This window comes from Pseudomonas sp. W5-36 (genome assembly GCF_046540455.1).
Classification (GTDB): domain Bacteria; phylum Pseudomonadota; class Gammaproteobacteria; order Pseudomonadales; family Pseudomonadaceae; genus Aquipseudomonas; species Aquipseudomonas graminis_B.
The window spans coordinates 21,020-41,957 of record NZ_JAXCIQ010000007.1 but is presented as its reverse complement, the minus strand read 5'-3'; the positions used below and the strand labels follow the sequence as shown (position 1 = coordinate 41,957).

Here is a 20,938-nt window from a genome sequence, read left to right as displayed (position 1 = left end):
GGTGTTCTCTTTTTGGAGTTGTTGGCGCGGCGTGCGCGCGGGGGTCTCCGGCTATGACAGCGGATTGCGGAAAGTAGTTGCCGACTGGGCGCTGTGAAACTGCGAGGGCATGAGGCTTGCCGGGGTTGGATTGATTTACGGTTGACCGCCGCATGCCCGGGGACAGATTGATTTACGGTGAAGCGTTGTAAATAAATCAGTCCCCTCGATACAGTGAAGCGTTGTAAATAAATCAGTCCCCTCGATATTCACTCCACCTACAAATCCTCTGCAGTGCAACAGTGCGCGATTACTCCTGCTCGCCCTCTTCATCCTCGTCACTCGCCGCGATCCCTTGCAGCACCACGATGCGATGGTCGGCGTTGCCGTCGTTAACGATCCAGCTTTGCAATTCGGCATCAAATTCGGCGGCGTCGATCTGCGCCAGCGAGAAGCGCCAGACCTTGCGCTCGCGGCCGTCCATGCTTTCGATCTGGAGCATGTCGTCGAGGGTAAATTCGAAGGCGTGCAGGCCGTCGATTTCCAGCATGCTGTGGGCGGTCAGCGCGTTCTGGAGTTCAGTGCGCAGGGATTGAGGTGTCGAGGTCATGGCAGTCGTTCGCATCAGTGAAAGCGCGAATGATAGGTGAAAAGACGCCGAAGCAGTGGCTTTGGCGTCGTTAGAGAGCGAAGTCAGTCCTGAACCGCTTCCCTGGCGTAGTAACGCGCCGGGATGCCCCAGACGATCAGCGCGATGGCCAGCACGCTGACGGCGAACAACGCAAACAGCGCAGGCGTCGCCGTGCCGGTGAGGTCCTTGATGCGGCCAACCATGAACGGCGCGATGATCCCGCCCAGTTGCCCGAGGGAGTTGATCAGCGCGATGCCCGCCGCCGCAGCGATACCGGTGAGAAAGCGCGGCGGAATGGTCCAGAAGATCGGCATCCAGGCGATGATGCCGGTCATGATCATGGTCATGCCGATCATCAGCGGCAGCAGTTGCCCGGGAAACAACGCACACACCAGATAGCCCGCAGCCGTCAGCGTTGCGCAGCCCGCCATGTGCCAGCGGCGCTCGCCGTGGCGGTCGGAGCTGGCGCCGATCAGCAGATTGCCGATCACCGCGCCCACATACGGAATCACCGTCAGCAGGCCGATGTTCAGCGTATCGATCACACCGGCAGTTTTGATCAGCTGCGGCATCCAGAACAACAGCCCGGTCAGCGCCATGACCAGGCACAGGTAAATGCCTGACATCACGTAGGTGGTCGGGTGCTTCCAGATGTCTTTCACGGTCTGTTTGACGACGGGTTTGGCCTCTTTCGCCATCCGCGCCAGCACCACCTGTTTCTCCTGATCACTGAGCCAGGTGGCGTCTTCGATACGGTCCTTGACCAGCCAGAACACCACGCCGCCGAGCAAGATGGACGGGATGCCTTCGATCAGGAACAGCCAGCGCCAGCCGGCCAGGCCCATAACGCCATCGAAGTGACCGAGGATCAGCCCGGCAATCGGACCGCCGACAATCCCGCACAGGCAGATGGAGCTTTTGAAGTAGGAGTTCACCCGCGCCCGACGTGAGCCCGGGTACCACTGGGTGAAGAAATACAGCACGCCGGGGACAAAGCCCGCCTCCATCACGCCGATAAGAAAGCGCAGCGTGTAGAACCAGAACTCGGTCTGCACGAACATCATGCACGCGGACGCGATGCCCCACGACACCATGATCCGTGCAATCCAGATCCGCGCGCCGATCTTGTGCAGCAGCACGTTGCTCGGCACTTCGAACAGGAAGTAGCCGACGAAGAACAGGCTCGCGCCCAAGCCATAAACGGTTTCGCTGAAGCCCAGATCGCTGGCCATCTGCAATTTGGCGAAGCTGATGTTGACGCGGTCGAGGTAGGCAAACAGGAAACAGGCGATGAACAACGGCACGATTCGCCAGCTCACCTTGCGGTAGATGCTGTCCTCGAGCGCGTCGGCATCGACCCGTTCCAGCGGGATGGCAGTGGCGGTCATGGGTCGCACCTCGTTTTGTTTTTATGGGGGTGTCGGGGTGTGCAGGACGCGGATACGAAAAGCCCTGCAGTAGCGTGCTTCTGCAGGGCTTGATGACTTAAAGCTGCTTGATGCCACCCGGCTGGAAAACGGCCTCGGCCGGTGCAATACCGTTGATCAACGGCGCGCCAAATTCATGCTGGCTGATTTCGAACTTGTCCCCCGGCCGGGTCTTGATGCCGTCGGCAAACGACAGCGTCGCGGTGCCGAAGAAATGCACGTGGACATCGCCCGGCCGCAGGAACTGGGCGTATTTAAAGTGGTGGTACTCAAGGTTTTCCAGGCTGTGGCACATGTTGGCCTCGCCGCTGAGAAATTCCTTCTCCCACAGCACCTGGCCGTCACGGTGGATGCGGCTGGTGCCCGCCAGGTTCTGCGGCAGATCGCCAACCCGCAACTCCGGCCCGAACGAGCAGGCGCGCAGTTTAGAATGGGCGAGGTACAGGTAGTTCTTGCGCTCCATGACGTGATCGGAGAATTCGTTGCCGATGGCGAAACCCAAACGGTAAGGCTTGCCGTCGTGACCAATCACGTACAGGCCGCTCAGCTCGGGCTCTTCGCCAGCGTCTTCGGAAAAGGGAGGCTGCGGGAACGACTCGCCCGGACGAATGACGATGCTGCCGTCGCCCTTGTAGAACCACTCCGGCTGCACGCCCGGCTGACCGGCCGCCGGCTTGCCGCCTTCCAGGCCCCATTTGAAGATACGCATGGTGTCGGTCATGCCCGCTTCGTCATTGCCTTGCTGGTGCATTTTGTCCCGCGCCGAGGCACTGCCCAAGTGCGTCAGGCCCGTGCCGCTGACCAGCAAGTGGGCAGGATCCGGATGGTCCAGCGGCGGCAGAATCATCAAATCGGCGCGCAGCTGCGAGTAATCGTGATTGTCACCCAGGCCCAGGCTGTCGACCTGCTCGGCGAGGGAGATGTGTTTTTCGATGGCCGCCAGGGCCAGCTCACGGGTGCTGGTCGCGCCCTGGATTTCGCGCACCAGCGGACCGTCCACCAGACCGACGCGACGCTGGCCATTGCCCAGCTCGAACTGTACTAAATGCATGGGGTTCTCCTGTTTGGGGTCTACACGGCCGCTCCACGGAGCGGCCTGCGGTTAACGAGAGCCGCGCGCGCTGGCGGCAAATTTCGATTCGGGCAACACGTGCTTGCGTTCCAGAACGCGGTAGACCACACCGGTCAGGATCAGGCCGCAGATCATGACGCCTGAGAGGAAGTACAAGCCGCTGGCCAGATTGCCGGTCAGTTCTTTCAGCCAGCCGATGACGAAGGGGCCGATGTAGCCGCCAAGATTGCCCACCGAGTTGATCAGCGCAATGCCCGCCGCCGCACTGGCCCCGGCGAAGAATCGACCGGGCAAGGTCCAGAACACCGCGGTGCAGGAAAACAGCGAGAACGCCACCAGCGACAGCGCCGCCAGTTGCAGCACCGGAACCGTCAGGTACGCGCTGAGAAACAAACCGATGGCGCCGATCACATACAGCACCGCCAAGTGGCCATAGCGGTCATTGAGCCGGTCGGAGCTGCGCGGCACGATTAACAGGCCGACGATGCCGAAAATGTAGGGCACGGCAGAAATGAAGCCCGTGGTCAGATCACTGCCGCCAAACTGTTTGATCAGCGTCGGCAGCCACAGGCCGAGGCCATAAATGCTCAGGGTCACAGGGAGATAGAACAGCGCCAGGAGCAGGACGCGTTTGTCTTTCAGCGCGTGCAGCGGATTGCCATGGCGGGTCTGGCCGTATTCTTCCAGGTCCTTTTTCAGCTCGCCGGCGAGCCATTGCTTCTCGACCGGGTCCATCCATTTCACGTCTTTCGGGCCGTCAGGCAGCCAGCGCAGCACCGGCAGGGTCAGCAGAATCGCCGGCGCGCCGATGCACAGAAACAGCCACTGCCAGCCGTGCAGACCGGCCACGCCTTCCAGGCCCAGCAAACCACCGGAAATCGGGCCGGTGATCATCATCGCGATGGGTTGGGAAAGGATGAACAGGCCGAGGATCTTGCCGCGATGGCGGACCGGGAACCATTGGGTGATGTAGTACAGAACGCCCGGGAAGAACCCAGCTTCGGCAGCGCCAAGCAAGAAGCGCATGACATAGAAGCTGGTCGGGCCCTGGATAAAGGCCATGCCCATGGTGATGACGCCCCAGGTGACCATGATCCGCGCGAACCAGCGCCGCGCGCCGAAGCGTTCGAGCATCAGGTTGCTGGGGATTTCCAGCAGGAAGTAGCCGATGAAGAACAGGCCGGCACCCATGCCATATGCCGCGTCGCCGATGCCGACGTCCGCGCCCATGTGCAGCTTGGCGAAACCGACGGCTGAGCGATCCACGTAGGCAATCAGGTAGAGCAGGATCAGGAAGGGAATGAGTTTCAGGGTGATGCGACGAATAAGCCTGAGTTCCTGGCTCATGGATGCGGTCCTCATTGTTTTTGTTATGGAAGCCTGCGGGGATCGCCTCTGCCTTCGTGTGCGCATTGCTGCGGGTGAAGCCGGCAGGGTCGTCCCTCGGTTGAGATCGACTATATAGTATTACTATTTAAGGTTACAACTCTTCCACTGGTGACATTTTCGGCCTATTTTAGTCAGCACCTGCAGCCTTTAGTCTTACAAATAAAGCCTTACAATAAGAGTGCTGATTTATGTCTGATTCCAATAAGAAACCCGTGCTGCGCTCCGCCCAGTGGTTCGGTACCGCCGACAAGAACGGCTTCATGTACCGCAGCTGGATGAAGAACCAAGGCATCGCCGACCACCAGTTCCAGGGCAAGCCGATCATCGGCATCTGCAACACCTGGTCCGAACTCACGCCCTGCAACGCTCACTTCCGCACCATCGCCGAACACGTCAAACGCGGCGTAATCGAAGCCGGTGGTTTCCCGGTTGAATTCCCGGTCTTCTCCAACGGCGAATCGAACCTGCGCCCGACCGCCATGCTGACCCGCAACCTGGCGAGCATGGACGTCGAAGAAGCGATCCGCGGCAATCCCATCGACGGCGTTGTGCTGCTGACCGGATGCGACAAGACCACCCCTGCCCTGTTGATGGGCGCTGCCAGCTGTGACATCCCGGCCATCGTCGTCACCGGCGGGCCGATGCTCAACGGCAAACACAAAGGCAAGGACATCGGCGCCGGCACCATCGTCTGGCAGATGCACGAATCCTACAAAGCCGGGCAAATCAGCCTCGACGAATTCCTTTCCGCCGAATCGGGCATGTCGCGCTCGGCCGGCACCTGCAACACCATGGGCACTGCTTCGACAATGGCCTGCATGGCCGAAGCGCTGGGCACCTCGCTGCCGCACAACGCTGCGATTCCTGCGGTGGATTCGCGCCGTTACGTACTGGCGCACATGTCCGGCATGCGGGCTGTTCAGATGGTCAACGAAGACCTGCGCCTGTCAAAAATCCTGACCCGCGAAGCTTTTGAAAATGCCATCCGCGTCAACGCGGCCATCGGCGGTTCGACCAACGCGGTCATTCACCTTAAAGCCATCGCCGGTCGTATCGGCGTGGACCTGGAGCTGGACGACTGGACCCGTATCGGTCGCGGCACGCCAACGCTGGTGGACCTGCAGCCTTCCGGGCGCTTCCTGATGGAAGAGTTCTACTACGCCGGTGGCTTGCCGGCCGTATTGCGTCGTCTGGGCGAGAATAATCTGATCCCCCATCCCGACGCCTTGACCGCCAACGGCAAGACGCTGTGGGAAAACGTGCAGAACTCGCCAATCTATGGCGACGATGAAGTCATCCGCGCCATCGACAATCCGCTGGTCGCCGACGGCGGCATCTGCGTGCTGCGCGGCAACCTTGCGCCACTGGGCGCGGTGCTCAAGCCATCCGCCGCCACGCCTGCGCTGATGAAGCACCGGGGTCGGGCGGTGGTGTTCGAAAACTTCGACATGTACAAGGCACGCATCAACGATCCGGATCTGGACGTCGACGCCAGCAGCATCCTCGTGATGAAGAACTGCGGGCCGAAGGGTTATCCAGGCATGGCCGAAGTTGGGAATATGGGGCTGCCGGCCAAGCTGCTGGCCCAGGGCGTGACCGACATGGTGCGGATTTCCGATGCGCGCATGAGCGGCACGGCGTACGGCACGGTGGTATTGCACGTCGCGCCCGAGGCCGCTGCCGGAGGTCCGCTGGCGGTGGTGCAGGAAGGTGATTTCATCGAACTGGATTGCGCGACCGGCCGTTTGCACCTGGACATTCCGGAAGCGGAACTGACCGCGCGCCTGGCCGATTGGCAAGCGCCGCCACAGTTGTTGATCGGCGGATACCGTCAGCTGTACATCGACCATGTGATGCAGGCGGATCAGGGTTGCGATTTTGACTTCCTGGTGGGTATGCGCGGCTCGGAAGTGCCACGGCATTCCCATTGATTAGGAGCCATTGATTGAATGCGCCACGCCCCTACAGGTGGAGGCAGAGTCCACCCTTGCGCTCTGTCGCCAATGCTATGATGCGCCGCATTCACCGCTCAGGATTGCCCCGCGCCCCATGGATTACCGTAAGCCCTCCAATCGTAAAAGCATGCACTCGCGCATTGTCCAGGACATCGGCATGCAGATTGTCTCGGGCCGCTTCAAACCTGATGACAAACTCCCCGCCGAAGCCTTGCTTTGTGAAGAATATGCCGTCAGTCGTCCGGTGCTGCGCGAAGCCACGCGGGTGTTGGTCGCCAAAGGGCTGGTGTATTCCCGGCCGAGGGTGGGCACGGTGGTCAAGCCGCGCCGGGAGTGGCACATTCTTGATCCGGACGTGCTGCACTGGCTGATGCAAAGCTCGCCGCAGAATGAATTTTTCGCCCTGCTCACCAGCGTGCGCAGCATCATCGAACCAGCTGCCGCCGCGCTCGCTGCGCAACACGCGACCCCCGAAGACCTTGCGTCCATCGGCGAAGCCTACGACCGCATGGCCGCCGCGCCCACCGTCGAGGACGTGCTGCAACCGGACCTCGATTTCCACAGCCGCATTGCCGACGCCACCCACAACGACCTGCTCGCGCACTTGTGCAACATGCTGTCGCTGGCACTGCGCGAGGCGTTGAAGCATTCCAACAAGCGCCCGAACCTGCACGAACTGGCCCTGCCCCGTCATCGTGCGATCCTCACCGCCATTGAAAACCGCGATGCGCTGGGCGCCCACCACGCCACGCTGGTGCAACTGGACGATGCACGCAACGCGCTTAATGTGGTGTTGGGGCAAGGCGTGAAGCTTTAACGCCACAAAACGACGCGTGCACTTCGTAGGACCGGCTTTAGCCGGGAAGCCTTTGATCTGCTCTCGACCGCAGCCAAGCGCACGCAATCTCAGGGCAGATAAATGCTGAACAACCCGCCGCCCAGCTCGCCGCCGTTGGTAATTTCGATGTGGCCGGGGACGCCTTTTCGCTGGTGCTGCTTGGCGATGTTCGCCGCGAAATACAAACCCAGCCCTGTGCTGCCGCTGTTCTGGTTGATGCCCAGCACGTAGTCGGTGTGCTCCTCGATCATGCGCGCAGGAAACCCCGGGCCGTCGTCGTTGATGCTGATCACCAGCTGCTCGCCGACCTGGCCTGCCGTGATCAGCACTTCACTGCGCGCAAAACGAATGGCGTTGATGACCACGTTGGACACCACCGACCCCACCAGCTCCCGATCAAAGAACCCCGGCAGACCGAAATCGTCCACCGCATAGCGGGCCGTGATGCCGCGGCTGACGAGCACCTCCTGATGGAAAGCCAGCTGCGCTTCGATGAAGTCATCCAGCTCGTGATAATCCGGGCGCAACGGCAACTGGTTCACGCCCAGCTTGTACAGCCCCAGCAACTGCACGAGCATGCCGTTGAGATGAGCGAACTCGTAGTCGATGACGCCCTGATCCGGCGTACCCCGACAGGCCTCGGGAAGCTGCTTGACCCACTGGCCGTGGGCCTGGATCAACGACCCCAGCGAGTTCTTCATGTCATGGACGGTGGAAGCAATCACCATCGAGAAGTCGAGCCCGAGATCCTGATCTTTCATTCGCCGAAAGCCCTGAGCCGCAGTTTCTGGAAACGTTCGAAGCGAGCGTCGCTTTCCGGCATCTTGCCCACCATCTTCAGACTGTTCTGACATTCCGCCAGGCTCGCCGCGTCGAGGTTATGAACGCCCATGTGCAGCAGCGACTGCGCCATGTTCAGCGCGATACTGATGTTCTTCGGTTGCAGGGCCAGGCCCTGGCGGAACAGGTCCTGCGCCTCGCCGAGCTTGCCGGCGCGGTAACAGCGAATGCCCTGAATGTTGAAATCGATGGCCGCCTTGCCCGCGCCCAGAATTTCAGGATCGTCGGTCTGCCTGGCGATGTTCTGCATGACCTGCGGGTCGTCACCGTAAATTTCGGCACAGCTTTTCAGAATGCCCGCGCCAGCGTCTTCCTGGCCGAGGGCCTTGAGCTGCGAAGCCACTGCCAGTGCCGCATCGGCGCTGAGAAACTGCTCCATGCCCTCGAGCCGCTCCATCGCCTGCTCGGTCAGCTTGGCGGCCATTTCAGGGTCGGAGGACGCGACACTGGTGGCTTTCATCAGACGCGCGCGCACTTGCAGGCCGGCGTCGTTGCCGTTTTCCTTGGCCACTTCGGTCAGGGTCTGGTTGATCTCCACGCGGGTGCGCGCATCCAGGCCGCGTTCGCCGCCACGGCTGATCAGGGCCTGAGCAAAACCCAGGTTGGTTTCCGGGTCTTTGAAGCGGGAAAACTGGCCCTGGGAAACGGCCTGACGATACGCCTTTGAAGCGCCGTCGAAATCCTCGTTTTCCAGCGCCAGCTTGCCCAGCAGACGCTGACGGCGCACGGCGTAGGGCGATAAGCGCACCGCTTCTTCCAGCATCTTTTGCGCACGCTTGCTATCGCCGGTGGCCACCAGCACATCCGCCAGCCCGTCATACAGCACCGGCATGGCATTGAAGGCGCGAATGGCTTCTTCGTAAACGGTCTGCGCTTCAGCATGGCGCCCACGCTTGAACAACAGTTTGCCCAACGCCGCATAGGCCCAGGGTTGCGGACGATCAGCGAGGATCGACTTGAGAAAGGCTTCCAGCGGCTCGTGCTGATTGAGGTCACGCAAGGCGTCGGCTTTATAGCGCAGGCACAGGGGCGCGAAGCGGGGTTCCTGTTGGGTCAGTGCGACGCAGGCGTTCAGCACCTCCGTCGGATTGCCACGGTCCAGCGCCTGCAAAATCGGCTTGAGCAACGTCTTGCGCTGGACGATCTTCTCCAGACGCTGAGCCAGGCTCGCGCGGTTGAACGGCTTGGTCAGGTAGGCATCCGGCTCCCACTCCAGCGCACTCATCACCATCGCCTGGCTGTTTTCGGCGGTGACCATGACGAACACACTTTCATGGCTGATCAGCCGATCGGTCATCAGGTCTTCGAGCACCTGTTGGCCGTTCTTCTTGCCGTCGCCCAGATTGAAGTCGTGGAGAACGAAGTCGTAGCGCTTGTGCGCGCACATCTTCAACGCCTCCTCGCCGGTGTCGGCGGTGTCCACCACCTTGACCCCCAACTCGCGCAGCATCGATCGGACCGAACTGCGGAAGTCGGAAAAATCGTCGACGATCAGAAAGTTTTTTTGGTTCCACGCCAGCATCGAGATTCCTGTCACCGGATAAAAATTCGGCCCTGAGGCACTTGCAAGAGCGGCGGTCTCGTTCCCGACGTCGGGGTAGAGACGGCCAATAGAGTTGCGGCATGACGCCACTTGTCCGAGTTATCGGCGGCAGCGGAGCAAAGCTTAGGCACCCGGCGCTGGAAAAGTGACGCGTACGCGCCGTTGCGACGGAAGATCAACGCCCAAGCAAGCGCAGGAGAATGGGTAAAGTCCTCGGGCGTCCCGCCGATATCCAGTCATGCAACGCGTAGCCAACAGCCACACCCACCCTCTCCGAGTGCGCCCTATGTCCTGGCTGACCGATCTGAAATTGAAGACCAAGCTCCTTTCGGCATTCTGCCTGTGTGCGCTGATCACTGTAGTGGTGGGTGTGCTGGGACAGAGCGGTATCTCGCGCCTGTACGAGCTGTTTGAAAATACGGTGAGCGACAACCTGGTGTCGATCGCCAAGGTCGATTCGGTCAAGGCCAACGTCATCGCCACCAACCGCGACTTTTTCAAGGCCATCGGACTGAGCGCGCTCAAAGCCAACCCTGAAGACATCAACGCCGCGATCCAGTCACTGAAAGAAAACCAGGCCCAGGCCGAGACGGACTTCAAGACCTACCGCGCCACGCCGCTCGATCCGGATGAAAAGCCGCAGGCGATGACTTCGAACGCGACTGGGCCGCTTACATCAGCGCCGCCCTCAATGCGCTGTCTGTGGCGCAGAGCGGAGACCTGGAGCAAGCCAGCAAACTGGCCGCGACCAGCGTGACGCCCAGCTATCGCAAGACCATGGGCGAATTGAAAATCATGATCGAATCCAATCTGCGCCAGGCCAACGAGCAGGCACAGGCCGGGGTTGAAACCGACACCCAGGTGACGTGGATTCTGATCATCGGTTCGCTGATCGCGGTGGTGTGCGCCATTGCGCTGGGGCTGATCGTCACGCGCATGATCACCCGGCCGATCTATCAATCGGTGGCAAGCGCCACTCGAGTGGCGGCCGGCGATCTGAGTCAGCCCATCCACGTCGGCGGCCAGGACGAAACCGGGCAGTTGCTCAAGGCGCTGTCCACCATGCAGGGCAGCCTCAAAGGCACGGTTCAGCAGATCGCCACCGCCTCGGATCAGCTGGCTTCTGCGGCTGAAGAGCTGACCATGGTGACCGACGACAGCACCCGCGGGCTGATGCGTCAGAACGATGAAATCCAGCAGGCCGCCACGGCCGTCAACGAGATGACCGCCGCGGTGGAAGAAGTGGCGCGTAACGCCGCCAGCGCGTCGCAGGTGTCTGCGCAGACTTCCGAAGACGCCATCAGGGGTCAGTAACAAGTGCAGCAGGCTGTCACCGCGATGAACACCATGACCGTGGAAATCACCGAATCGACCGAGCGCGTCGGAGCGCTGGCCGGGCAGATCCGCGACATCACCAAAGTGCTCGACGTGATCCGCGGGATTGCCGAGCAGACCAACCTGCTGGCGCTCAACGCGGCCATTGAAGCCGCCCGCGCCGGCGAGCAGGGTCGAGGTTTTGCGGTGGTGGCGGACGAAGTACGTGCCCTCGCCCACCGCACCCAGACCTCCACCGGCGAAATCGAATCAATGATCACCAAGGTGCGCAATGGCGCCGACGAAGCCGTGCAGGCCATGGGCAAGAGCCAGGCGATCGCCGTGCATACCCAGTCACTGGCCACCGAAGCCGGCCGGGCACTGGAGCGCATCAGCGAAGGCGTCAGCCAGATGAACGAACGTAATCTGGTGATCGCCAGCGCGGCCGAGGAACAGGCGCAAGTGGCTCGCGAGGTAGACCGCAATCTGGTGAACATTCAGGACCTGTCGACGCAGACCGCGGCAGGCGCCAATCAGACCAGCGCGTCGAGTCAGGCCTTGTCGCGACTGGCCGTGTCGTTCCACGGCATGGTGGGCAAATTTACGCTGTAATCCGCTTGGCGTTTCGGCGCCAGGCCAGCCAATCGTCCCCCTGAGACAAAATGGCGTATTGACTAATTTGACACTCGATTTGTCGAAAATGACATTTCGGGTACAATCCCCGCCCGCCGCAGGGGATGGACCTGATGACCAGGTCCTGCGGTGGATGATGTTTACTCAAGCTGCTGATTCCAATGATCGAATAAAAAGCACAGCGCCGAGGGACATAGAACACGAGGTCGACCTGTTGACTGGCCTCTTGACCCTTCCTCCTCGTTTTCCGAGAGCGAAGCCTGTCTGACGTTCGCGCCGCACGATGGCGCCCGGCACTGCAGGACGTTGCGCGACGAATGCGGCAGGCGGATAACTTTCTATCTATTGGATGATTCGATGTTCAAGAAAACGAGCACCGCTCTACTGGGCCTCGCGATTTCGGCCACCTTCCTGCAAGCCCACGCCGCAGAGAGCAAGAAAGTCGATGTCCTGCTGATCGGCGGCGGCATCATGAGTTCGACCCTGGGCGTCTGGCTCAATGAACTCGAACCAAGCTGGTCGATGGAAATGGTCGAGCGCCTCGACGCCGTCGCCGAAGAAAGCTCCAACGGCTGGAACAACGCCGGCACCGGTCACTCCGGTCTCGCCGAGCTGAACTACACGCCTGAAGACAAAGACGGCAAGGTCAATATCTCCAAAGCCATCGAGATCAACGAAGCCTTCCAGGTCACCCGTCAGTTTCTGTCCTGGCAGGTCCGCCAGAACGTCCTGAAGAACCCGCCTTCGTTCATCAACACCACACCGCACATGAGCTTTGTGTGGGGCGATGACAACATCAAATTCCTGAAAAAGCGTTATGACGCGCTGCAAGCCAGCCCGCTGTTCCGCCCGATGCAGTACTCCGAAGACCCGGCGCAGATCGCCAAGTGGGTCCCGCTGATGATGGAGGGCCGTGATCCTTCGCAGAAGCTGGCGACCACCTGGACGCCAATCGGCACCGACGTGAACTGGGGTGAAGTCACCCGTCAGTACGTGTCGTACCTGCAGACCCGCCCGAACTTCGATTTGAAGCTGTCCAGCGAAGTCAACGACATCACCCGCAACGACGACGGCTCGTGGCACGTTGAATACAAGAACCTGAAAGACGGCACCACCACCGGTACCGACGCCAAGTTCCTGTTCATCGGTGCAGGCGGCGGGGCATTGAAGCTGCTGCAGAAATCCGGCATTCCCGAAGCTCAGGAGTACGCAGGCTTCCCGGTTGGCGGTTCGTTCCTGGTGACCGAGAACCCGACCGTGGCCATGCAGCACATGGCCAAGGCTTACGGCATCGCCTCCACCGGCGCGCCGCCCATGTCGGTTCCGCACCTGGACACCCGCGTGCTGGACGGCAAGCGCGTCATCCTGTTTGGCCCGTTCGCCACCTTCTCTACCAAGTTCCTGAAAGAAGGTTCGTACTTCGACCTGTTCAGCAGCATGACCACCCACAACATCTGGCCGATGACCAAGGTGGGCGTGGAGCAGTACCCGCTGGTCGAGTACCTCGCCGGTCAGCTGATGCTGTCTGACGACGACCGCTTCAAAGCGCTGCAGGAATACTTCCCGCACGCCAAGAAAGAAGACTGGCGCCTGTGGCAAGCCGGTCAGCGCGTACAGATCATCAAGCGTGACGCGGACAAGGGCGGCGTGCTGAAACTGGGCACCGAAGTGGTTTCTTCCCAGGACGGCACCATCGCTGCCCTGCTGGGCGCATCGCCAGGCGCATCGACTGCTGCACCGATCATGATGAATGTCCTGGAGAAGCTCTTCAAAACCCAGGTCGCGACGCCTGAGTGGCAAGCGAAGATCCATCAGATCGTGCCGAGCTATGGCACCAAGCTGAATGATTCGCCAGCCGCTGTTCAGCAAGAGTGGAACTACACCGCCGAAGTGCTGCAACTGGGCAAGCCGCCTGTGCTCGATCAGAGCGTCGGCACCAGCACTGCCGCGCCGGGCAAGCCTGCTGAAAGCAAGCCCGCCAGCGACATGGCGCTGTAACAAAGTCTGACCGGTTGCATCAATTCCGATGCCGCTGATCACGAAAGCCACGAGACTCCGCGTCTCGTGGCTTTTTTATTGCCCATTGATCCCGTCGAGTGACGCGCGAATTGCACGAGGAATTCGTCGGCCGCTGATGACGTGAAAATGAACGGCAAGCGCTTGCGTTGTGTCCACCCTATAGAACCAGTGAGGGGCAACGGTATGGACGCTACAAACACGCAAGTGCTGAGGGATGTTGTCGTCATCGCAGGTTCACGAGGCGCCCCCGAGGCCCTCCGTCACCTCCTCGCCAAGCTGCCGGCAGATTTTCCCGCTGCCGTGCTCATCGTCATTCACACCCACCCATTAGGTCCGGACTACCTGGCGTCTGTGCTCGCTCGGTACTCGACGCTGCCTGTGGACTACGGAAAAGAAGGCGAACCGGTACTGCCGGGCCGTGTGTATCTGGCTCCTGCAGACCGGCATCTGGAGATCGTCTCGCCCGGGATCATTCATCTCGACAACGGCCCCAAGGTACACCTCGCACGTCCTGCCGCCGATCGCCTGTTCACCACGGCTGCCGAAGTGTTCCGCGAGCGGGTGATCAGCCTGGTGCTGTCAGGCGGCGACTCCGACGGTTCGGATGGCGCGGTAGAGGTCAGGAACGCTGGCGGGTTGAGTTTCGTACAGCGTCCCGAGGAAGCGCCGGTGCCCAGCATGCCGATTGAGACGATGCGAAAAACTATTTTGAGCCCTCAGCTGAGTGCGGAAGAAATGGCGGACGCGCTGACCAAAGCGGTCCGCACCGTCAACAGCTGACATTTCACAGGAGGCCAGAGAGCATGCCAGGAGGCGAACAGCATCCGCCGCCGTCAGGCGCCTTCGATCAATTGGACTTGGGGCCAGGGCGCAATACGGCCGTGTTTCGCCTGACCCTCGCGTTCATGATCATGGTGCTGATGACGTTCCTTTCAGTCGAGGGGTGGCGCGCCTGGCGCGATTACACCCACGCCTACGATTTCGCCCGAGACTCGGTCACTAACCTGGCCCGTGCCACCGCGCAGCACGCCGAGGACGCCATCCGGCAAGTCGACATCCTTACCTACGCCCTGGGCGAGCGGGTGGAGGGCGATGGCTTGGCCGCTATCAACGTTCCGCGCCTCCACACACTGATGGCGGAGCAATCGAAGCTCATGCCTCAGCTCCACGGGCTGTTCATCTATGGCGCCGACGGGCGATGGATCGTCACCGACAAGGACGTGACCCCGGACACCGCAAACAACGCCGACCGTGACTATTTCAACTATCACCGCACCCACACCGATCGCCGTGTGCGCATCAGCAACGTGGTCAAAAGCCGCTCCACCGGCGAGCTGATCATTCCGGTCTCCCGAAGGCTGAATAACGCTGATGGCTCGTTCGCAGGTGTGCTGCTGGGGACCATCAAACTCAGCTACTTCATGGATTATTACGGCGACTTCAAGATTGATGATCGCGGTGCGCTGGTGCTGGCGATGCGAGACGGGACCATTTTGGTGAGACGCCCGTTCATTCATTCCGTGGTGGGGCAAAGCCTGGCTGACAGCGAGATCTTCAAACGCTACCTGCCGACCGTCAACGAAGGGATCGTCGAGATCAAAGCCGTGGTGGACGGCACGTACCGGTTGTATGGATTTCGTGCGCTGTCGAGTTATCCGCTGGTGGTCGCTGCCGGGCTGTCGAGAGAATCCTTCGTCGGGCCGTGGCGTCGTGATCTGCTCAAGTCCGGGCTTGTGCTGCTGGTCTTGGTCGCCGGCTTTGTCGGATTTGCCTTCATCGTGCTCACTCAACTGCGCGGACGGATGGCCATGGAGAGCGAGATTCGCCTCGCCCATCAGGCCGTCAGAGACATGGCCCTGACCGACAGCCTGACCAGACTGGGCAACCGGCGCCGCCTCGACATGACCCTCGAAACCGAGATCGGCCGGGCAAAACGACAGCGCTACCCACTCGCCTTGATCATGCTTGATATCGATTACTTCAAGCGCTTCAACGACCGCTACGGCCATGCGGCGGGTGACGACTGTCTCCAGCAGGTCGCCCAAGCCATCAGCGGCGTGTTGAAGCGGCCTGCGGACCTCGCCGTTCGCTACGGTGGCGAGGAATTCACCGTGCTGCTTCCGGATACCGACCTTCAGGGTGCGGGCCGCCTCGTGGAGGACATCCTGCAGGCCATCCGGGCGCTTGCGCTGGAGCACGCCGATCATCCTGAAAAGATCGTCACCGCAAGCGCAGGCGTGACGGTCAGGTTCCCTGCGCGGGAAGACACGACGCCTGCCGGCATGATCAAAGCGGCGGATGCCTATCTTTACTGCGCGAAAAATAATGGCCGCAATCGGTGGTACGCGGATCAGCACCCACAGGCGAGCGCGCAGGCATGAATGACAGCTCGGGTTGACTGGCGGTTGGGCGAGGTGTGAGACAGGTGTTCGGGCGGGAGTAAAGGCGAGTCAGATATGTCCCCTGCAGGAATCGAACCTGCATCTAGCCCTTAGGAGGGGCTCGTTCTATCCGTTGAACTAAGAGGACACCAAATCGGACGGCGTGCATCTTAACGACAAGGCGCTGGCTTGTCATGTCGTCATTATCAATGGGTGCTGTAAGACGCTGCCTCTCGCTCACATCATAGGGCTATCGTGCAGAATGCAACGATGGCCATGGGCCTTATTGCAAAACGCAACCCTACAATCCTGAAAATCCTAATCATCCTGTTGATTTTTATAGCATTTCTTTGGACTAAGGGTTGGCATGCAGACTGCAACATACTCTTCGCGAATCACCCCTCTGAACGCCGTCCAAGCGAAGGTACCCGAGATGAACATGACACTGTCCCTGCTCAATGCTGCCGCGCTTGTCGCATTGGTCGCCTTCCACTTCCAGAACGATGGCAGCACGTCAGAGACCGTGAAATCAGAGAGCATCGCCGTTCAGGCTCAGCCTCATCACCTCATGCCACAGACGCCACGGTTCGCAGTCATGCCAAGTCAGGGCACGGAAGTCATTCTGGCCCATGACAGTGAAGAAGCCGTGCCGGTGAGTCGCTCGGAGCGCTGGGTGTTCTGAACAGCGGGTGCTGATCAGCTACCACAACGGCTTCGACCCGCTTTCCATGAGAGAGCAACCCATTAGAGAGCAGCCATGTCCAAAGCAGCAATTTCGTTCCTGATCCTGGCCGTCATGGCCCTCGCCACTGACCAACTGCTGGCTCCGTCAATGGAAACCATGAGTACGCTGGCGAAAGCAGCCGCAGCAATTTTCGCCAGCCTGTTCGTTGCAGCGCTGTTTGTGGGTCGCCGTATCAAGTTTGACCCGGTTTTGCGTTAACCCAAGCCCCGAGCCTTCGCCAGCACTTGCTGGCGCATCAAGTCGCCAAACATACGACGCCGGATACCCTGTCTCTGTGGGCTTAGGCTTACGCTACAGCGACAAGGGCGCAATGAACCCTTCGTCTCTTTCTTGAATGCCTCCTCGTATTATCCCCAGTCTCCCTCTACGATGAAGACAAATTGCCATCACGGCGTTTGCCCAGCACTGCAAGGGTGATCAGAGTTTCACTTTGCAAACCAGGACGCATTTCGGATAATTGGTGCTGGCTAAAAGCCTTTATGTAGTTCAATATTTGTCACACATTTGACGCCAAGGAATCGACACGTTGGTGCAGGATGGCGATCCTTTATGCGGGCTGGTTGAACATTTCGGCCAAAAGACAGTCAGAGCATGACATCTGCGGCCTAATGTAGAAACCGCCTCTCTCTTTGAACTAATTCGGTTAAATATATGAGCCCTATGAAACAGGCCAATTATTCCAGTCGCACAGCTGACAAGTTCGTAGTTCGCCTACCGGAAGGCATGCGCGAGCGTATTGCGGACGTCGCCAAACAGCACCACCGCAGCATGAACTCGGAAATCATTGCGCGTATTGAGCAGAGTCTGATTCAGGAAGGCGCACTGGGTGATGAGCCGAGTCTGCGTCTGGACAGTCCGGAGCTTTCGCTCCACGAACGCGAGCTGCTGCAGCGTTTCCGTCAGTTGGCTCACCGCCAGCAGAACGCACTGGTTTCGTTGATTGCCCATGACACTAGCCTGGCAAACGACGACGAATAAGTCGTTTAAACCAGAGACTTTAAAGCCAGCACACTGCTGGCTTTTTTGTGCCTGAAACTTAATGAACTCATAGCTTCCACCCCATTAAGCGGCATCGCGCACATTAAAAAACCGCCCTGAAGGCGGTTTTGGGTGAAGCGTGGGGTCAGAGCAAAAACACGGTGGCCAACCCCAGAAAGATAAAGAACCCGCCGCTGTCGGTCATGGCCGTGATCATCACACTGGCGCCCATCGCCGGATCGCGACCCAGCCGAGAAAGGGTCATGGGAATCAGCACGCCCATCAATGCTGCCAACAGCAGATTCAATGTCATGGCGACGGTCATCACCACGCCGAGAGACCAGCTGTGGTACAGCAAGTAAGCGACGATCCCGATCACGCCACCCCACACAAGACCGTTGATGAGCGCGACGGCCAGCTCCTTGCGCATCAGCCGTGAGGTGTTGCCGGTGTTCACCTGATCGAGGGCCATGGCCCGGACAATCATCGTGATGGTCTGATTGCCCGAGTTGCCGCCAATCCCCGCCACGATCGGCATCAACGCCGCCAGCGCCACCAGCTTCTCGATGGAGCCTTCGAACAGGCCGATCACTCGCGATGCAAGAAAGGCAGTAATCAGGTTGACCGCCAGCCAGGACCAGCGGTTGCGCAGTGAACGCCAGACCGAGGCGAAGATGTCTTCTTCTTCGCGCAGACCCGCCATGTTGAGCACTTCGGTCTCGCTCTCCTCACGGATGAGATCGACCATTTCATCGATGGTCAGACGGCCGATCAGCTTGCCGTTCTTGTCGACCACCGGGGAAGAAATCAAGTCGTAACGTTCGAACGCCTGGGCGGCTTCATACGCATCGCCGTCAGGATGGAAGCTCACGGGATCACTGGCCATGACCTCCGACACCTGCTTCTCCGGGTCGTTAACCAGCAAACGCTTGATGGGTAGCACGCCCTTGAGGACGCCATCGGAGTCGACCACGAACAGTTTGTCAGTGTGACCGGGCAGCTCTTTGAGGCGGCGCAGATAACGCAGAACGACTTCCAGGCTGACATCCTCGCGGATGGTCACCATCTCGAAGTCCATCAGGGCGCCTACCTGCTCCTCGTCGTAGGACAAGGCCGAGCGCACGCGCTCACGCTGCTGGCTGTCCAGCGCCTCCATCAGCTCATGGACAACATCACGCGGCAGCTCTGGTGCGAGGTCGGCCAGCTCGTCGGCGTCCATTTCCTTGGCGGCCGCAAGCAGCTCGTGATCGTCCATGTCGGCGATCAGGGTTTCCCGAACGGAGTCCGACACTTCAAGAAGGATGTCGCCGTCACGCTCGGCCTTCACCAGCTGCCAGACCGTCAGACGGTCTTCGAGGGGAAGTGCTTCGAGGATGTAGGCAACGTCGGCAGAGTGCAGGTCGTCGAGCTTACGCTGCAGCTCGACGAGGTTCTGCCGGTGAACGAGGTTCTCGACACGATCCTGGTGCTGGCCTTCCTGACGGTGTGTCAGGTCTTCGACGATGCGCTGACGTTGCAGCAAGTCGATGACTTGGGCGAGACGATCCTGAAGGCTTTCCTGCGTCTTTTTTACTTCGATTTGGGTCATAGGCGAACTCCACTCCCAGCAGTGGAACCCGCCAGAAGATCAATCAGTCGATTCTTGATTGGTGAAACTTAGTGTTGAGTTGCTACTGGGTAAGTCCATGGAGGTAGTCCACAAGCCCCGGCGGGGCTGACGGGCGCAATCATACACCGCTTGCCGTGGCGGGAGGCTAAAAATTCAACGTGAAACAATCGGTTGCAACACAACGTTAACGCTGACGAAGTCACTCCTACCCCCTGGTCACATCCGGTGAACAAAACTCGCTCGCCGTGAGAAATCTTCACCGCTACCCTTTCCGCACTTGGATCAGGGAAGACATTGCGATGCCGCGCAACACTGGAGAGCTCCTCATCACCCTGGTGCTGTTTTTGCCACTCGGCGCAGGCGCCACCATCGTTAATCGCTGCGAGGATCAAAGCGGCAGCGTGACATTCACCACACTGAGCTGCCCCAGCGGTCAAGCCATGACCCCACAGGGTATCAATCCAGCGTCGGGCATGACTTTCACTCCCCCTCCTCCGCCTGCAATCGCGGACACCCTGCAAAAACGTAAAAGCAACGAAGTGGTGGTTGTGGGCCAGCGAGACGACGGTTGCGGCAATGTCCTGAGTGCGGAGCAGCGCCGAAAGGCGATCATCAATCAGCAGACGCCAACGGGGATGAGCAAACGTGACGTGGAAAGCTTGCTGGGGCGACCGGACAAGATCGTCAGCCGTAACGCTGAAGTCCGGTATGTGTATGAGGAGAAGAAGGGGCGCAGCCGACAGGTGTCATTCGATGAACACGGTTGCGTAAAAGGCAAACGCTAGAAAGCAAAAAGCCCGCATTTGCATGCGGGCTTTCCGTTTTATGGTGCACTCGACAGGATTCGAACCTGTGACCGCTCGGTTCGTAGCCGAGTACTCTATCCAGCTGAGCTACGAGTGCATATGGCGCTTTTTAAACCAGTTCACCTCTGGGTATCGCATTTTACTTCTGGAAGTGAGTGGTTCTTCCGAAGACCTGTTGAAGCCAGGCTCTTTCTAACTTAAGACTGCTGTTCGTATCACTACAAACAACGCTTAAATGGTGCACTCGACAGGATTCGAACCTGTGACCGCTCGGTTCGTAGCCGAGTACTCTATCCAGCTGAGCTACGAGTGCATTTGTTGCCGCGCATTATAGGCCGTCAAATCTCTTGGTCAAGCACTTTTTCTAGTAAATTCAACAACTTACCGATCAAGCCAGATTACAACGTACTACGCAAATAATGGCGGAGAACGGGGGATTCGAACCCCCGACACCCTTTTGAGGTGTACTCCCTTAGCAGGGGAGCGCCTTCGGCCACTCGGCCAGCTCTCCGCAACACGGGGCGTATAATAACCACCCTTTTCCCCGTTTGCAAACCAAAAATTCAATAAAAATTAATGGCTTGGTTCTTCGTCCTTCTCTTTCTTTATACGCAGGTAAATCTCTTCGCGATGAACAGCCACTTCCTTGGGCGCGTTGACCCCAAGGCGTACTTGATTGCCTTTAACGCCGAGCACGGTCACGGTGATTTCACCATCACCAATGATCAGACTTTCCGCGCACCGCCGAGTCAGAATCAGCATACCTATCTCCTTACCGC

General features: G+C 59.6%; 18 protein-coding genes, 4 tRNA genes and 1 pseudogene. 11 read left to right on the top strand and 12 right to left on the bottom strand.

Annotated features, from left to right (window positions below; translation table 11 throughout):
• Positions 1 to 289: 289 nt before the first annotated feature.
• From SLW74_RS14255 to SLW74_RS14240, 4 genes are all read right to left on the bottom strand, one after another.
• Positions 290 to 589 (bottom strand): DUF5629 family protein, encoded by a 300-nt coding sequence (locus tag SLW74_RS14255; RefSeq protein ID WP_410929275.1) that lies wholly within the window; start codon positions 587 to 589, stop codon positions 290 to 292.
• Positions 590 to 672: 83 nt separating this feature from the next.
• A complete protein-coding gene (locus SLW74_RS14250; protein WP_410929274.1) occupies positions 673 to 1,998 on the bottom strand; it encodes an MFS transporter in 1,326 nt (441 codons plus the stop codon).
• A gap of 97 nt (positions 1,999 to 2,095) precedes the next feature.
• Entirely contained in the window at positions 2,096 to 3,088 is a 993-nt protein-coding gene (gene araD1, locus SLW74_RS14245; RefSeq protein WP_192135407.1) for an AraD1 family protein, read from the bottom strand.
• 51 nt (positions 3,089 to 3,139) lie between these two features.
• Positions 3,140 to 4,456, bottom strand: coding sequence for an MFS transporter (locus SLW74_RS14240; protein ID WP_065986176.1), 1,317 nt, complete (start codon positions 4,454 to 4,456; stop codon positions 3,140 to 3,142).
• A 230-nt stretch (positions 4,457 to 4,686) separates the two neighbouring features.
• Here SLW74_RS14240 and SLW74_RS14235 point away from each other — a divergent pair, with 230 nt between their 5' ends.
• Both SLW74_RS14235 and SLW74_RS14230 read left to right on the top strand, forming a co-directional pair.
• Entirely contained in the window at positions 4,687 to 6,429 is a 1,743-nt protein-coding gene (locus SLW74_RS14235) for an IlvD/Edd family dehydratase (protein WP_065986177.1), read from the top strand.
• A 118-nt stretch (positions 6,430 to 6,547) separates the two neighbouring features.
• Entirely contained in the window at positions 6,548 to 7,270 is a 723-nt protein-coding gene (locus tag SLW74_RS14230; RefSeq protein ID WP_410929273.1) for a FadR/GntR family transcriptional regulator, read from the top strand.
• Positions 7,271 to 7,359: 89 nt separating this feature from the next.
• On the opposite strand, the gene SLW74_RS14225 is transcribed toward SLW74_RS14230, so the two are convergent.
• Entirely contained in the window at positions 7,360 to 8,052 is a 693-nt protein-coding gene (locus SLW74_RS14225) for a sensor histidine kinase (RefSeq protein ID WP_065986179.1), read from the bottom strand.
• Entirely contained in the window at positions 8,049 to 9,653 is a 1,605-nt protein-coding gene (locus SLW74_RS14220) for a response regulator (RefSeq protein ID WP_410929272.1), read from the bottom strand. The genes SLW74_RS14225 and SLW74_RS14220 overlap by 4 nt, the downstream gene beginning before the upstream one ends.
• 259 nt (positions 9,654 to 9,912) lie before the next feature.
• On the opposite strand from SLW74_RS14220, the gene SLW74_RS14215 reads away from it, so the two are divergent.
• From SLW74_RS14215 to SLW74_RS14195, 5 genes and pseudogenes are all read left to right on the top strand, one after another.
• Positions 9,913 to 10,431 carry an MCP four helix bundle domain-containing protein gene (locus tag SLW74_RS14215; RefSeq protein WP_410929271.1) on the top strand — a complete coding sequence of 173 codons (519 nt, stop codon included), beginning with the start codon at positions 9,913 to 9,915 and terminating at the stop codon, positions 10,429 to 10,431.
• Positions 10,383 to 11,600 (top strand): annotated as a pseudogene (locus SLW74_RS14210) (methyl-accepting chemotaxis protein); the annotation flags it as partial. The gene SLW74_RS14215 and the pseudogene SLW74_RS14210, both read left to right, overlap by 49 nt.
• Positions 11,601 to 11,978: 378 nt before the next feature.
• A complete protein-coding gene (mqo, locus tag SLW74_RS14205; RefSeq protein ID WP_065986182.1) occupies positions 11,979 to 13,619 on the top strand; it encodes a malate dehydrogenase (quinone) in 1,641 nt (546 codons plus the stop codon).
• Between the two features lie 204 nt (positions 13,620 to 13,823).
• The gene (locus SLW74_RS14200; protein ID WP_410929270.1) at positions 13,824 to 14,420 is read left to right on the top strand and encodes a chemotaxis protein CheB; all 597 of its coding nucleotides are present in this window, start codon (positions 13,824 to 13,826) and stop codon (positions 14,418 to 14,420) included.
• Between the two features lie 23 nt (positions 14,421 to 14,443).
• Entirely contained in the window at positions 14,444 to 16,021 is a 1,578-nt protein-coding gene (locus tag SLW74_RS14195; protein WP_410929269.1) for a diguanylate cyclase domain-containing protein, read from the top strand.
• Positions 16,022 to 16,097: 76 nt separating this feature from the next.
• On the opposite strand, the gene SLW74_RS14190 is transcribed toward SLW74_RS14195, so the two are convergent.
• Positions 16,098 to 16,169, bottom strand: a tRNA-Arg gene (locus SLW74_RS14190).
• A 285-nt stretch (positions 16,170 to 16,454) separates the two neighbouring features.
• Here SLW74_RS14190 and SLW74_RS14185 point away from each other — a divergent pair.
• The 3 genes from SLW74_RS14185 to SLW74_RS14175 all read left to right on the top strand — a co-directional run bounded on the left by SLW74_RS14185 (position 16,455) and on the right by SLW74_RS14175 (position 17,744).
• Positions 16,455 to 16,703 carry a hypothetical protein gene (locus SLW74_RS14185; protein WP_410929268.1) on the top strand — a complete coding sequence of 83 codons (249 nt, stop codon included), beginning with the start codon at positions 16,455 to 16,457 and terminating at the stop codon, positions 16,701 to 16,703.
• Positions 16,704 to 16,778: 75 nt separating this feature from the next.
• The gene (locus SLW74_RS14180) at positions 16,779 to 16,964 is read left to right on the top strand and encodes a PA3371 family protein (RefSeq protein WP_192135415.1); all 186 of its coding nucleotides are present in this window, start codon (positions 16,779 to 16,781) and stop codon (positions 16,962 to 16,964) included.
• Between the two features lie 453 nt (positions 16,965 to 17,417).
• Positions 17,418 to 17,744 carry an Arc family DNA-binding protein gene (locus tag SLW74_RS14175; RefSeq protein WP_065986187.1) on the top strand — a complete coding sequence of 109 codons (327 nt, stop codon included), beginning with the start codon at positions 17,418 to 17,420 and terminating at the stop codon, positions 17,742 to 17,744.
• A 145-nt stretch (positions 17,745 to 17,889) separates the two neighbouring features.
• Here the strand turns inward: SLW74_RS14175 and mgtE are convergent, their stop codons facing one another.
• Positions 17,890 to 19,332: a magnesium transporter gene (gene mgtE / locus SLW74_RS14170; RefSeq protein WP_065986188.1), complete on the bottom strand. Its 1,443-nt coding sequence runs from the start codon at positions 19,330 to 19,332 to the stop codon at positions 17,890 to 17,892.
• Between the two features lie 320 nt (positions 19,333 to 19,652).
• Here mgtE and SLW74_RS14165 point away from each other — a divergent pair, with 320 nt between their 5' ends.
• Positions 19,653 to 20,138: a cell envelope protein SmpA gene (locus SLW74_RS14165; protein WP_410929267.1), complete on the top strand. Its 486-nt coding sequence runs from the start codon at positions 19,653 to 19,655 to the stop codon at positions 20,136 to 20,138.
• A gap of 41 nt (positions 20,139 to 20,179) precedes the next feature.
• Here SLW74_RS14165 and SLW74_RS14160 read toward each other — a convergent pair.
• The 4 genes from SLW74_RS14160 to csrA all read right to left on the bottom strand — a co-directional run bounded on the left by SLW74_RS14160 (position 20,180) and on the right by csrA (position 20,921).
• Positions 20,180 to 20,256: transfer RNA gene (locus SLW74_RS14160), tRNA-Arg, on the bottom strand.
• 139 nt (positions 20,257 to 20,395) lie between these two features.
• Positions 20,396 to 20,472 (bottom strand) — tRNA-Arg (locus SLW74_RS14155).
• A gap of 107 nt (positions 20,473 to 20,579) precedes the next feature.
• Positions 20,580 to 20,670: transfer RNA gene (locus SLW74_RS14150), tRNA-Ser, on the bottom strand.
• Positions 20,671 to 20,732: 62 nt separating this feature from the next.
• On the bottom strand, positions 20,733 to 20,921 hold the full coding sequence (gene csrA / locus SLW74_RS14145; protein WP_037013733.1) for a carbon storage regulator CsrA: 189 nt from the start codon (positions 20,919 to 20,921) through the stop codon (positions 20,733 to 20,735).
• Between the last annotated feature and the right edge of the window lie 17 nt (positions 20,922 to 20,938).